This is a genomic window from Neoalteromonas facilis (assembly GCF_002807665.1).
GTDB lineage: Bacteria > Pseudomonadota > Gammaproteobacteria > Enterobacterales > Alteromonadaceae > Alteromonas_E > Alteromonas_E facilis.
The window spans coordinates 618773-633208 of the sequence record NZ_PEAY01000004.1 but is presented as its reverse complement, the minus strand read 5'-3'; the positions used below and the strand labels follow the sequence as shown (position 1 = coordinate 633208).

The 14436-nt window shown below is 44.0% G+C and carries 12 protein-coding genes; 3 read left to right on the top strand and 9 right to left on the bottom strand.

The window, feature by feature from the left end; all coding sequences use genetic code 11:
• Positions 1-27 precede the first annotated feature (27 nt).
• The 9 genes from CSH93_RS14330 to CSH93_RS14290 all read right to left on the bottom strand — a co-directional run bounded on the left by CSH93_RS14330 (position 28) and on the right by CSH93_RS14290 (position 9969).
• On the bottom strand, positions 28-942 hold the full coding sequence (locus CSH93_RS14330; protein WP_124748983.1) for a hypothetical protein: 915 nt from the start codon (positions 940-942) through the stop codon (positions 28-30).
• A gap of 13 nt (positions 943-955) precedes the next feature.
• Positions 956-1639, bottom strand: coding sequence for a hypothetical protein (locus CSH93_RS14325; protein WP_100643932.1), 684 nt, complete (start codon positions 1637-1639; stop codon positions 956-958).
• Positions 1632-2180, bottom strand: a complete 549-nt coding sequence (locus CSH93_RS14320) for an RNA polymerase sigma factor (RefSeq protein ID WP_100643931.1) — start codon at positions 2178-2180, stop codon at positions 1632-1634. The genes CSH93_RS14325 and CSH93_RS14320 overlap by 8 nt, the downstream gene beginning before the upstream one ends.
• Positions 2181-2279: 99 nt before the next feature.
• Positions 2280-3191 (bottom strand): hydrogen peroxide-inducible genes activator, encoded by a 912-nt coding sequence (locus tag CSH93_RS14315; RefSeq protein ID WP_100643930.1) that lies wholly within the window; start codon positions 3189-3191, stop codon positions 2280-2282.
• 85 nt (positions 3192-3276) lie between these two features.
• Positions 3277-4548 (bottom strand): inorganic phosphate transporter, encoded by a 1272-nt coding sequence (locus CSH93_RS14310; protein ID WP_100643929.1) that lies wholly within the window; start codon positions 4546-4548, stop codon positions 3277-3279.
• 160 nt (positions 4549-4708) lie between these two features.
• Positions 4709-5428 carry a phosphate signaling complex protein PhoU gene (phoU, locus tag CSH93_RS14305; protein WP_100643928.1) on the bottom strand — a complete coding sequence of 240 codons (720 nt, stop codon included), beginning with the start codon at positions 5426-5428 and terminating at the stop codon, positions 4709-4711.
• A gap of 14 nt (positions 5429-5442) precedes the next feature.
• The gene (pstB, locus tag CSH93_RS14300) at positions 5443-6249 is read right to left on the bottom strand and encodes a phosphate ABC transporter ATP-binding protein PstB (protein ID WP_100643927.1); all 807 of its coding nucleotides are present in this window, start codon (positions 6247-6249) and stop codon (positions 5443-5445) included.
• A 7-nt stretch (positions 6250-6256) separates the two neighbouring features.
• A complete protein-coding gene (pstA, locus tag CSH93_RS14295; RefSeq protein WP_100643926.1) occupies positions 6257-7861 on the bottom strand; it encodes a phosphate ABC transporter permease PstA in 1605 nt (534 codons plus the stop codon).
• A complete protein-coding gene (locus CSH93_RS14290; protein ID WP_164078381.1) occupies positions 7861-9969 on the bottom strand; it encodes an ABC transporter permease subunit in 2109 nt (702 codons plus the stop codon). The genes pstA and CSH93_RS14290 overlap by 1 nt, the downstream gene beginning before the upstream one ends.
• Before the next feature lie 138 nt (positions 9970-10107).
• Here CSH93_RS14290 and CSH93_RS14285 point away from each other — a divergent pair, with 138 nt between their 5' ends.
• From CSH93_RS14285 to ppx, 3 genes are all read left to right on the top strand, one after another.
• Positions 10108-10611 (top strand): glycine cleavage system transcriptional repressor, encoded by a 504-nt coding sequence (locus CSH93_RS14285; protein ID WP_100643924.1) that lies wholly within the window; start codon positions 10108-10110, stop codon positions 10609-10611.
• Between the two features lie 107 nt (positions 10612-10718).
• A complete protein-coding gene (gene ppk1 / locus CSH93_RS14280; protein WP_100643923.1) occupies positions 10719-12803 on the top strand; it encodes a polyphosphate kinase 1 in 2085 nt (694 codons plus the stop codon).
• On the top strand, positions 12787-14310 hold the full coding sequence (ppx, locus tag CSH93_RS14275) for an exopolyphosphatase (RefSeq protein ID WP_100643922.1): 1524 nt from the start codon (positions 12787-12789) through the stop codon (positions 14308-14310). The genes ppk1 and ppx overlap by 17 nt, the downstream gene beginning before the upstream one ends.
• Positions 14311-14436 lie beyond the last annotated feature (126 nt).

Below are 14436 nucleotides of genomic sequence, written 5' to 3'. Positions count from 1 at the left end.
GGCGTTAGGCGGTCTTTAGCGTTGAGACTAGAAGTTATACACAACGGCTTGTGCTAACAGTTCTTTTGCATCGATTTTCTCTTGTACGCACGCTCTAATTTGGGACTGCGCGAACACATATACTCTATCTTGAGCCTTACGACGCTCATCGGTATCAAACTCTTTCAGCACAAAACTAATATGCTCATCTTTTGGCAGCGCGCGTAGTCCTGCTCCAAAGCGGCATAGTGTGTCACCAATCATGTCTTCGAAAGATGATAAAAAGGCCTTATTGGCTTGTTCTTTGGCTAGGCGCTGCTTTTCAACCTGCTCTTTTTGCTCTGCTTCAATAGTTTCCGCATATTTGTTCAGCTCTTGTTTTTTCTCCTCAAGCTTTGCCGCTTCTTTGCGGATTTGTTTCAGCTCTTCTTCAACTTCAGCTTTGCGCTCATTTACGGCTGTTCGCAATTCGAAATTAAGATCACGTTGTCTGCGCTCTAATTCACGTGTTTCCCACTCAAGATCACGTACATTATCTCTAACATCTCGCATTTGTTCATTGTTAGCTCGAAATGCGTCTTCAAAAGACTGTACGGTGTTTTCAATGTACTCTTCCCATTCTTCTGATACTTCAAAGCTCATTCCATCTTCGTCCGAACTTCTCATTACGGGTGCAGCGGGCGCCACCGGCACACTGGGAATAAATTGTCGAATATCTAACTCTATCCCCCACCCTCTGCGGCTGGTGTTAACTTCAAAAACAACACCTTGGCCAGCTAGGTAGCTCGTTTCTATGCTTCTAAACCGAACCATAGATTCGTTTGAAGACTGCCGTAGAGACGTCACTAAAACACTATCCATAATTTCCAGCTCTTTGCTTAGATTGGCATAGTTGGTTGCTGCTACCGAGGTAAAGGTTGCAGAAAGCGCCAAAAGGCCTGTCGTAATTAATTTAAATTTCATCATAAACTCCACATTATTCATTCGGTAGCTGACTTTGATCAGCGTTGATAGTCGGTACGTTTGCGCGGATACCATTTTGCGCATAGATTTCTTGTTGTAAGTTGTTCAATTGACGTGCGTAAAACAGTTGATCATCGCTACGCTGCTCGTTCAGAAACTTAACCAGTTCTGCGAAATCTTCGCGCCGCTCCTGTCGACTCGATGACAGCAAATATTCTGTAAGCTGCACACTGCTTTCCTGTTGTTGACGGTTTAATGCGTCAACATATTGGGCAAACATGGCTTGATTATTATCTTGATAATCTTGAATGCGTTGGGCTACCAATGCGTCGATCTGGGCGTTGGTTACCCGTTCAGCAAAGCCAACATTCACACCATCATCAGTGACCGACACTTGCACGTTGCTCAAGGCCAAAACAATTGCAAAAGCGGAACATGCAAAGGATGACAACGCTAATTTAGGTGACTGCCACCAAGGCAACGATTGCGGCATATCAAAGGTGGCTTCACGATTCCATGCAGGCACCTCTTCAGGATGATACGCATCACTGACTATCTTGATATGATTTGCGTTTGCGACGCGTGCTGAAAATGCAGCATCACTGATACACAGCGCTTCAAACTCTTGGCGCTGTTCATGACTCAACCGGTCATCCAACCAAGCTGAAAATAATTCTGATTGATAATCCTTAGACATATTCAACCTCCAAATGACCCTTAAGTTTGTCTAATGCCGTGTAAAGACGCGACTTTACAGTGTTAGGTGAGATCCCCAACTGATCAGCAATTTCCTCAAACGTAAATTGACCAAAAAATTTAAGTTCCACTACGGCACGCTGGTTTACCGGTAACAGTTGCATAGCCATTAATACTTGGGCCTGACTTTGATTACTCTGCATTTCGCATTCTGGCGATTGCGAGTGAAAGTCTGCCTCAGGCTCTGGCGTATCATCCAAACTGACATGCGGTTTGCGCCGACGATAAAACTCGATACAGCGATAATGCGCTATTCTAAATAACCAACTCTTAAATGAGCCCGTTCCTTGATAGCTGGCGAGGTTGCGAAACACTGATACGAAAATGTCCTGCATTAAATCGAGACTGTCATCACGACTACCAGTCATTCTGATACCGTAATTAAACAGCGATTTCTCGTAGCGGCTAATGAGCGAAAACCACGCTTTCTTGCTACCACCTAACGCCTTTTTAATTAGTTGTTCATCGGTTGTGGTGAACACCCAAATCGTCCTGTTGTTGATTGTGTAGTAGTAAAGTCGAAAGGTAGGCTAAAAAAGTTTGAAATTTTTTCATTTTTTTTAGCCTATTTTTGCGTATTGCTATTGAGTGAGTGTATCCACTGGCATCAAAGGTGCGAGGCACTCTGCCAGTGAACGGAAAAGCTGTACCCGTGTGGTGCCATTTCGCCACACCAGGCCAATTTCTCTAAACGCATTATCTTCTGCAGGCAGCGCGATTAATTCTGACTTTTCTAGAATATCTTGCTGCAGCGCCATTTCAGGAATAAAGGTATAGCCTAATTTTGCGTTAGCTAATTGAACCAGCGTATGTAGTGATGATGCTGCCAAGCTATTAACCTGCTCGCTATATTTGAGCCCGCATGCGCTTACCGCGTGTCCAGTCATACAATGTTCCTGCTGCAGCAAAAAGATGCTGTTTTTAGGCAGATTTTGTACCTCTATTTTTTGGTTGTCACCAGTATAGGCTGAACGGTGCATAACTAAATGGAATGGATCATGCCCAATCACTAATTGTTTGCATCCCGGCGTCTCAAACGGCAGCGCTAAGATCAGTAAGTCGAGAACACCTTCATTAAGCTGTTCGAGCAAATTATCAGTAGTGTCTTCTTGTAAATGCAGGGCGAGTTCTGGATAGATCCTTCTAATTGATTTGATCACGCCTTCAAACAAGAAGGGCGCGATGGTTGGGATCACACCTAACTTTAAGCTTCCGCGTCTCCAATCACCGGCATGTGTAGCGTACTCCATGAGCTCACGAGCTTCATTGATGATCCGTTTACTGCGCTCAACTATTTCAAGGCCATACGCCGAAAACACAAATGACTTATGTTCGCGTTCAAGCAATTGAGCACCAAAATGCTCTTCAAGGTTTTGAATAGCAGTGCTGAGTGTCGATTGGGTTACATGACAACGTTCAGCAGCTCTGTGAAAGTGCTGCTCTTGATGCAGCACTACGAGATAATGCAGATGTTTAAGGTTAGGCCATTTCATTGATGCAATCTATTAAACAGTTAAATGTTAATAGATTAACGAACCTAAATAGAAAATCCAACTAAATGAGGACTTTGGTGTTGTTTTAAACAACACCAAAGGCAAATTTAAGCGCAAAGAAGAATACAATCGCAAGGCCAGCACCAGCAGGCAGAGTAACCACCCATGACACTAATATCGTGCGAATAACGCCAAAGTTAAGCGCCGAAACACCTCGCGCTAAACCTACACCTAGCACAGCACCAACAAGCGTTTGCGTTGTTGAAATAGGTAACCCTGTACCAGAGGCTATAACCACTGTTGTAGCAGCGGCCATTTCAGCAGCAAAGCCACGGCTAGGTGTTAAATGGGTAATCCCTTGACCTATGGTTTTAATCACGCGCTGACCAAATAAAGCCAAGCCGGCAACAATACCAATCCCGCCGAGTGGTAACACCCACCATGCGAGAGCAGCTTTAGAACTAATCTGTCCTTCATTGCTTACAACGCTGACAACTGCAGCAAGAGGACCGATTGCGTTAGCAACGTCATTCGAACCATGAGCAAAAGCCATACAACAAGCTGTCACGACCATTAAAATCGCGAAAATTTTCTCAATATTAGCCTGTTGATGTTCCCTCGTATCATTCGCTTCGAATTTAATACGATTTATTAACCAAACCCCTAAGAAAGCTATCCCAATAGCGATAACGACTGCTAACATGTAGCCTTGAGCGTCTGGAAGACCCAGGCCAACATGCTTCAAGCCCTTTTTGATTGTCACCAAAGACATCACAAAGCCGGCAAGTCCCATATACATTGGAACGTACCGTTTGGCATTTTGAAAAGGCGTTTTAGCTTGAAAAATCAGCTTATCAGCACTAACAAATATCGCATAAGCGATGATTCCAGATATCGCTGGTGTAATAATCCAACTGCCTACAATCCCACCAACTTTACTCCACGCTACGGCTTCAGCACTTACACCTACGGCCGTAAAGCCAACAATAGCGCCAATGATGGAGTGTGTAGTCGATACTGGCCAACCTTTGAATGAAGCGACTGCCAGCCAGATCCCAGCTGCCAGTAATGAAGCAATCATACCTAGAACAAGGTATTCCGGAGTTGGAATAAAGTAGTCAGCATCAATAATGCCTTTACGAATCGTTGATGTTACTTCCCCTCCGGCTAAATACGCCCCAGCGAATTCAAATACCATTGCAATCAAGATAGCTTGCTTGATCGTCAAAGCTTTCGAACCTACCGACGTTCCCATAGCATTAGCAACATCATTTGCACCTATACCCCATGCCATGATGAAACCGAATACCGCAGCCAAAATAATAAGAATAAGGCCGTAGCTCTGTATAATATCCACTTTACCTAATCCTTATTACCGATTAAAACAGGAAGCACTCAAGCTTTTTTGTTTAAAATTTAAAATCATAAAATTGCCGTTGAATTAGATTCACTCTATACAATCCGCCGCGCATAATACCGTAATGAAGCGAGAAGCCATAGTTTATTTATCGAAAACTTTAATCTGAGAGCTCTCCAATCTTCTTTTGCATGGTTTCTAATGATGCATGTCTAACATCGGCTCCCCCAGCTAAGTACACAACGTACTCACAGATGTTCTTACAACGATCGCCTATTCTTTCTAACGCCCTTAAAGCCCACAATACCTCCAGCCAGTCCTCCATCATTTCCGAGTGCTGTTGCATTTCTTGGGAAGTGTAGGACAACAAAAGTTTATACTGTTTATCTATGCGATCATCCTGTTCGTAAACGTCTAACGCAGCATGTTCATCTTGGCGTGCAAATGCGTTGAATGTACCTCTCATCATCGCAACAACATGTTCACCGATGGCTAACATGCTGCTTTTGATGGTTTCAGAGGCAGGAAGTTTGTCTTTGGTCACCAATTTAGCGATACGCTCAATTTCGTCCCCGATACGCTCAATATCCGTAGTGGCTTTTGAAATGGTGAGTACCAGGCGCAAATCACTGGCAGTAGGATGACGTTTGGCAATAATCCGCATGCACTCTTCATCGATCTGTACTTCCATCGAATTCACTTTGAGATCATTAAGCACCACTTTCTCAGCTAACCCGGCATTGTTTTCTTTTATCGCGCGCAGAGTGTCAACCATTTGTTGCTCGACTTCACCGCCCATGGTCAAGACTGAATTTCTTAAGTTTTCCAGTTCAATATTGAATCGACCGGATATATGTGTGTTGAATTTAACCTGTCTCATCGTTCACCTAACGTCTAGCCATAACGGCCAGTAATGTAATCTTCAGTTTGCTTCTTTTTGGGCATGGTAAATAAGGTATCGCTGTCTGAATACTCAACGACTTCGCCTTGATGGATAAACGCGGTGTAATCCGAAACACGCGCTGCCTGTTGCATATTGTGAGTCACGATCACTACCGTACAACGTTTTTTAAGCGTGATCATAAGCTCTTCGATATACAACGTCGTGAGGGGATCTAGCGCAGAAGTTGGCTCATCTAATAACAAAATTTCAGGCTGTAACGCCAAGGCTCGTGCAAATACCAAGCGCTGTTGCTGTCCGCCCGATAAAATATTGGCAGAATCAAACAAACGATCTTTAACCTCATCCCATAAGGCTGCATCACGCAGCGCTTGTTCTACAGCATCATCGAGACTTCTTCGCTGCGACACCCCTTGCAACTTAAGGCCGTAGCATACATTTTCATATATGCTCATGGGGAAAGGATTGGGCCGCTGGAATACCATGCCGACTCGGGCTCTTAATCGCGCAACGTTCTCACGTGGATGATTGATATTACGCCCATCAATTTCTATCTCACCTTGGTAGCGACATCCATCCACTAGGTCATTCATGCGATTAAAGCTACTGATCAGCGTAGATTTGCCGCAACCACTCTGCCCAATCAGGGCTGTTATTTGATTTTTCGGGATCCGCATACTGACATCAGTTAACACCTGTTTTTTGTGAAACCACAAATTGAGCTCGCTCACCTTTATTGCAGTTTCCTCATCAGATAACTGACTGATGTTAAGCTTTTCTCGGTCAAATAGATTTAGCATGTACCCTTTAGTCCTGTGAATATCGCTTTCTCAAGCGAGAACGTAGATTGATCGCAATGAGATTCAAGCCAAACACACACAATAAAAGCAATAAACAGGCAGCAAACATCATCGATGACCCCTGAATACTGGTTTGACTATGAAATGCACCATCATAAATCAATACACCTAAATGCATGAACTGACGATCCAAATGTAAAAATGGAAAGTCACTGTCGACAGGTAAGGTTGGCGCAAATTTAACTGCGCCTACCAGCATTAAAGGTGCAACCTCGCCGGCGGCTCGCGCGATGGCTAGGATCACCCCTGTCATGATGCCGGGACTTGCAATAGGCAAGACGGTATACCAAATTGTCTCAATCTTTGTCGCTCCCAGAGCATAACTGCTGTTCCGAATTCCGCGCGGAACGCGTTTAAGCCCCTCTTCAGTCGCGACGACAACGACAGGTAACGTTAATAGTGCCATCGTTAACGAGGCCCAAAATAAACCGGGAGTGCCAAATGTTGGCGAGGGTAAGTGGTCTGAATAAAACAACTCATCTATACCACCGCCTATACCATACACAAAGAAACCCAAGCCAAAGACACCATAGACAATCGATGGCACGCCGGCCATGTTGCTAACACCTATACGTACAGCCGAGGTCAATGCATTAGCCGGTGCATATTCGCTCAAATAAATAGCTGCCAACACACCAAAAGGTGTGACGATAACGGTCATCAGCAAAACCATAAGAATAGTGCCAAACAAAGCAGGAAAAATACCGCCTGCTGTATTCGCTTGTTTGGGCGACTCCAGCAAAAACGCAAAAATCTTGGTCACGCTAAGTCCCAACTTTCCCAACGTAGTTAACTGGTTTGGAAAGTGAACCTGGCTTACATCCGATAACATTATGCTGGTTTTATTTCCTTCCGCATCAGAAACGAAGAGCAAATATTGCGAGAGTGATTGTTGTAAGCGGTTTATCGCCTGTTGGAAATGAAAGAATTGCTGCTCTAACTTTACTCTTGCAGGAGCATCCAGCGCAACGCCACTGCGGTCCAACTGTGCAATTTGCCTGTGAATAGAAGACAAATGTCCATCTCGTATCAACGAAATTTGTTTTTCCAAATCAGACACTTGCTGAAGCAGTTCTGGCAGACCATCAACACTGAGAAACGTTTTAGACGGAGACTGTAAGGCGTCGAGATAAAAGAAAAAGTATTGCCCATCGTCCATCTGCATTTCTGCCACGCGGCTTTCAACGTGCTGTTTAATAATATTCTCACTATTTAGAATGATAGAATGTGACTGAATACCAAGTGAATCGATAGTACTCACTTCTAAATGTGTTTCTGCTAGGTGTTTTCCCTGTGTCAGTGCTGAACTCGATTGACCTTCTATCTGTTGAACCTTCGCTAGCACCGTGTGAATTTGATCATGTGAGTCAATTTGGTATTCGATTGTTTTCACCTGTGTAGGCCAAAAGAATGCACTACCGCGCAGCAAAATAAACAGTAAAAGAGTGACAAGTGCTAATAATAGAATTGACGTCATCGAGGCGGCCATAATCATCGCCAATGACTGGCGATTGTTATGACTCCATAAATCACGTACTTGGGCTATAAACATCAGACTTGACTCACTTTACGTGAACGCATTCTTAGTAGCTCTGCCAGCGTATTAATCACAAAGGTAAACAAAAACAGTAAGCAGGCCGTCAGGAATAAAACTCGATAGTGAGCACTGCCAACCTCAGCTTCGGGTAACTCAATAGCCAAATTAGCCGTCATTGCACGTAAACTGGTAAATAGATCCCAATCGACTATTGGTGTATTGCCTGTCACCATTAATACGATCATGGTCTCACCAAACGCCCTTCCAAACCCCAGCATCAGTGCAGCCACAATCCCCGGCAACGCTACCTTTAACACAACATTTCGAAGCGTTTGCAGGCGAGTAGCTCCCAGTGCAAACGAAGCCTGTTTCAGGCTGTACGGAACACCCTCAATTGCGTCTTCAGCAAGTGAATATATTGTAGGTGCAATTGCCAAACCCAACGCGATAGCTACAACTAAAGTCGTTTTATTCACGTGCGTGCCGAATTGCAAATCTTCATCTGCCACTTGAAATACTGACACAACACCAACCAATAAATCGACAGCAAACAACAGACATAGACAAGCTGTAATGACGACCAAAATACTGATCAATGGTAATTCCCAGTATTTGCGCATTTGTTCAGGAATTCTACTTGAGATTGCCGAATGCGTTGAAGCAACAGCAATCAATACGACTGGCAGTAGGATAATGAATAAGCACAATGCCAGTAAAAATTGTTCAGCTAGGGGCGCAACCCAGACTGCCGCAATAAAACCAATGACTACCGACGGTATAGCTTCTAGCATTTCAATCGCCGGCTTAATTTTGGCACGCAATCTTGGATGGACAAAAAAAGCCGTATAAACAGCGGCTCCTAGTGCAAGTGGAATTGCTATCAACAAAGCAACCATCGACGCTTTGATAGACCCTATCATCAATGGCACCAGGCTGTATTTCGCAAGTTGATAATCTGTGGCATTGGTTGTTTGCCATACGTAATCGGGCTCTTGATAACCCGCATAACGTTGGGGTTCAAACAAGGTTGAAAGTGTCGTTGTACTATCTCGATCATCAACCGACCACACCGATAATTTATCGTTAACGTGTAAATACAGGTTATCGCCAAACCAAGCAATCGATGACGGTTGCTCCGCTAACTGATAGCGAAACAGTATTTCTCCGCTGACTCGGTTAAACAATAAAAGGCGGGCCTGATTAGTTAACACCATGCCAAGGTTTACACTGGGATCAATTGACACATTCAAAGGCGATTCAGAATCGTTGAGAGGCATGGAAAACAATTCTCTCAACTCAAAGACGCCATTATTATTGAGTATTGTCCATTTACTCACTTTACCGAAAGATTTACTCAGATATAGAGCGCGTGGGTCATTTGTGGCAAGTAAAAGTCCGTCCGCTTGCAATGACGCTACCGAATCTAAAGATTTGTCAGCGCCAACCGGCCAGAGCAACAATTTGTCTTCATGCACATAGGCGGACGCATCAGCAGAGGGCATTGCAACACTCCAATCCCCTTTATTATATATCTGCTCAAAGGCACGTTCAGGTGACAATCTATCAATCCACAACATGACATCATGCCGATCGCTGTAGAACTGGATGACAGCCCAACGTCCAGTCAATTCAACCCGATGAATTTGAACATTCTCAAATGATTCAGGGATCGCCCGAGATAGGATTGATACTATCGAAATATCGCTACCTGCGTTAACGACTTGCTGTATCCGAACGAGATTCTGATTGGAAACCTCAACCACAAACAAATCTTCGCCTTGGCGTGATACAGATAAACCGGAGTTACATGAGTAGGGAGTGGATTTAACTAATTTCAGTGTACTGTTCACTGATAGGATATAAAAATGTAAAGCGCATGCCTGAGTTCGCGTGACAAGAAGGCCACCTTGCTTAACATCCCCTACGTAAAGCGCTTCTTCACGAACGGGAATATGAAACTCACTTTTCGGTTTAATACTCGGTGAATTAAATAGCGGTAACGCTTGGCTTAGCAAATGCCAGATTAACACACCAAGTGTTAATAATACTGCCCAGCCAAAAAACACCACCACTCGCTGTGCAAAATAGTCTATTCTGTCGCGGCGGCGCTGGCGCGAAATCATGGGCTGTTGCATTGATGAATTGAAACATCGGTACTATTTAACGTCTTGCAGCAGTGTAAGACGTGCTATGTTAATAGCAAGCACTAATTAATTAAGAATATATGAATCAGTGCTGCCCTAGTCAATTATGGAGAATTTATGAAATCGTTGGTCATTACGTTAATTGGTGAAGATAAACCGGGTTTAGTTGACACACTTGCCAAAGCTGTGCGCAATCATGGTGGTAACTGGCAAGCCAGCCGCTTTGCTCATATGGCGGGCCAATTTGCGGGGTTTGTTGAAGTCACCATAGCTGAATCCAGTGCTGATGAGCTCGTATCTGCATTAAATGCACTGCCGAATTTATCGATTCAAATGGTGAACGTAAAAGCACCAGAAAGTAAGCCTAGCCGGATTGTTCACTTTTCTGTTATGGGTAATGACAAAACCGGTATCGTCAGCGAAATAACCTCTATCTTGCAGCAATTTGCAGTGAATATTCAAAAATTCAGTTCAGAGTGCGTAAGCGCTCCTAATTGGGGCAACCTTATGTTCCAAGCTGAATTTACCGTAGCACTGCCAGATGATGTGGATTTGGATGCAATCCAACAAGCGCTAGAAGATATCGCCAATGACTTAGTGGTTGATATTAGTTTCAATTAAGTTAGAAACTGGATTGTTGACACAAATATGTCGTAAAGCTCAGTAATAATGAGTGATTTTTCTAACATTAAGCAGGCTATTACACCTACTTACTTTATCAGATTACTATGACAGACGAAGAAATATACTACCCGAAAGAACTCAGCTGGTTATCCTTTAACGAACGCGTACTGCAAGAAGCTGCCGATAAAAATAACCCTATTGTTGAGCGCATTCGCTTTCTTGGCATTTACTCAAACAATCTAGATGAGTTTTATCGGGTACGCGCAGCAGATGTGAAGCGTCAAATCACCATTGCATTAAACGAAGATAATGAGGAAGAAGCAGCGCGACAAACGCAGCTAATGGCCGACATTCAAGCCAAAGTTGTTGAATTATCGGGTAAGTTCAACGAAATTCACCGAGATGTAGAAAAGACGCTTGCCCGCTACAACATTCACATAATTCGTAAGTCAGAATTGAATGAATATCAAAGTGAGTGGCTTCGAAACCTTTTTACCAACAAGATATTGCGACACATTGCACCGATATTAATCGACAACAAAACACAGCTACTCGATCGCTTAAATGGCACATCCGTCTATTTGTACGTCGCCATTAGACGAGAAAACCGCAATACAAAGTACGCTGTAATTCAGATACCTACCGGCGAAATGTCGCGATTTGTTGTGATCCCCCCGCAAAAGAGTCGAAAAAAGAAACATATTATTCTTGTCGATGACATCATTCAGTTATGCTTGGATGAAATTTTTAAAGGTTTTATCAAATACGACTCGCTGGAAGCGTTTTCATTTAAATTGACCCGCGATGCTGAATATTCCATCAATGATGAAATTGATGAAAGCTATGTAGAGAAAATGTCTGAAAGTATGAAGCAGCGCATGATTGCAGAGCCTGTGCGCGTCATTCATGACAGAGATATGCCGGAAGACATGTCAAAGGATCTGCGTAAGCGCCTAAAAATCAGTCGATTGGATACTGTGCTTGCGGCCGGACATTACCGTAATTTTAAAGATTTTATTGGTTTCCCCAATGTGGGGCGAGACTATCTTGAAAACCCGCCCATGCCGGCAATTAATACACGTGCATTCGCCGCTCATGACACAGTATTCGACGCCATTAGCGCAAATGACATTTTGCTACACTACCCTTATCACCGTTTCCTACATTTTACCGAATTTGTGCGTCAGGCCGCGTTCGACCCTAGTGTAAAGGCGATTCGCATAAACATATACCGAGTGGCGAGCCACTCTCGTATTATCAATTCTCTAATTGATGCGGTAGATAATGGTAAAAAGGTAACGGTTGTCGTCGAGCTGCGTGCACGCTTTGATGAAGAGGCCAATATCGAATGGTCCAAACGCATGACGGATGCCGGTATTCGCGTTGTGTTGGGTATCCCCACGTTAAAAATTCACAGCAAGTTGTGTGTGATTAGCCGAGAAGAAAAGGGCACTATGGTGCACTACGCCCACATCGGTACCGGGAACTTTAACGAAAAGACCGCCAAAATCTATACTGATTTCTCACTGTTTACGCGGAATCAAGAAATAGCGGAAGAAGCCGTAAACGTATTCGACCTTATCAATTACCCATACCGTCGTTATAAGTTTCAGCACCTGCAAATTTCACCACTCAATGCTAGAACCAAGATCCAATCGTTGATCCGTTCCGAAATCCAACACGTGAATCAAGGTGCAAAAGGTTCAATCACGTTTAAAATTAATAACTTAGTAGACAAAGAGTTAATCGACGATCTATATCGTGCCAGCCAAGCGGGTGTAAAAATCCGCGGGATCGTGCGCGGCATGTGTGCTCTTATTCCCGGTAAAAAAGGACTGAGTGAGAATATTCAAATCATCAGTATTGTCGATCGCTTTTTGGAACACCCGCGTGTGATGGTATTTGAGAATGCGGGTGATAAAAAAGTCTTTATTTCGTCCGCCGATTGGATGACACGCAATATGGATAATCGTATTGAAGTGGGTTGCCCAATTTATGATCCTGCCATGATCAAACAAATCCTCGATATTTTAGAGCTGCAATTTAAAGATACGCTAAAAGCGAGGGTTATCGATGAATTTCAAACGAATCAGTATGTAAAACGTGGTAACAGGCGGAATCTTCGCTCTCAAGTAGAGATTTATAACTACCTATTAAAGCAAGAAGACAAGTATGCCACCAATGGATAACGTGCTAAATGACATCGAAGTACGCGACAGCCAAAAGGTCGCCGCGCTCGACATAGGTTCTAATAGCTTTCACTTAGTCGTTGCTCGTATCGTCGCTGGATCTGTGCAAATTGTTCACCGCGTTAAGCAAAAGGTTCGACTAGCGGAAGGACTGGTTGATGGCAAACTCACTGAAGAGGCCATTCAGCGAGGCCTAGATACGCTAACCGTTATTGCCGAGAGTTTGCAAGGCTTCGAACCCGACTCAGTGAAAGTTGTGGCTACCCATACCTTACGCAAAGCGAGGAATGCACATACCTTTCTTGCAAGGGCCAGAGCGATATTCCCCTACCCCATAGCTATAATTTCGGGGCCCGAAGAAGCCCGTCTTATATACAGTGGCGTTGCGCATACGCAGCATTCTGAAGGACAACGGTTGGTGGTTGATATTGGCGGCGGCTCAACCGAGTTTGTCATTGGAGAGGGGTTTGACGCTCGCCTGTGCAGAAGTTTACAAATGGGATGCGTCAGTTTCACCACACGATTTTTTAACCACGGCGAGCTGAACGAAAAGTCGTTTAGTCGTGCAATAACGGCCGCACAGCAATCTTTGGAACTGATTGACGTTAAATACCGCCGATTAGGATGGCAGCAGTGCATTGGCACATCTGGCACCATAAAAACCATTTTCACGCTGTGCCAAGAGAGCCCAGATAAAGCATCTCCAATTACCCTCAAGCAACTCAAAAAACTCAAGCAAGCATGCATTCAAGCGCAACATGTAGACTTATTAGAGATTGAAAATCTTCCTGAAGAACGGCGCCCAGTATTCGCCGCAGGATTAGCTATATTGATTGCCGCATTTCAAAGTCTCCACATTGAAAGTATGGAGTTTTCACCTGCAGCTTTGCGTGAAGGTGTACTCTATCAAATGAGTGAAACGTTAGAACATGACGATGTGCGAAGCCGAACAGCACAGAGTTTAGCGACCCGCTATGATGTAGACACAGAGCAGGCCTCGCTAGTACATGCAATGGCAATCGCACTATTTGATGCAAGCGCCGCCCATTGGAAGCTCTTTGATGAAAATCTACGTAGCATGTTGGGTTGGGCCAGTTTGCTGCATGAAATAGGCTTACAAATCAATTCTCGCGGGATCCAACGGCACGGCGCTTACATTTTACAGAATGTAGACATGCCAGGATTCAACCAAGAAGAGCAATTACTATTAGCGACATTGGTTCGATTCCAGCGCAAGAAAATCCGCACAGAAGATATCCCTGAATTTGACTTATTTGACGCTAAAAAAGTACGAAGACTAATTGCCTTAATCCGCCTTGCAGTGTTACTTAATATCAAGCGGCAGGCAGACTTCCTTCCTGAGTTTAGTATCGGTTGTGAGGGGAAAGCACTGGCGTTGCGCTTTCCTGAAGGTTGGCTAAACGAAAAGCCCATATTTAAAGCTGACCTTGAACAAGAACAAACTTATTTCTCCACTCTTGATCTTGAACTCATCATCGACAGTTAGCTTAACTATCAGCAAGACAACCGCTCGCTCGCTTAGCGTTGTAATATACAAACTTAACGACTCTGAGGAACCCTCCGCATTGCAATGAGCTTTGCCGTGTAGCATCAATAAAAAAAGGAGCCTGAA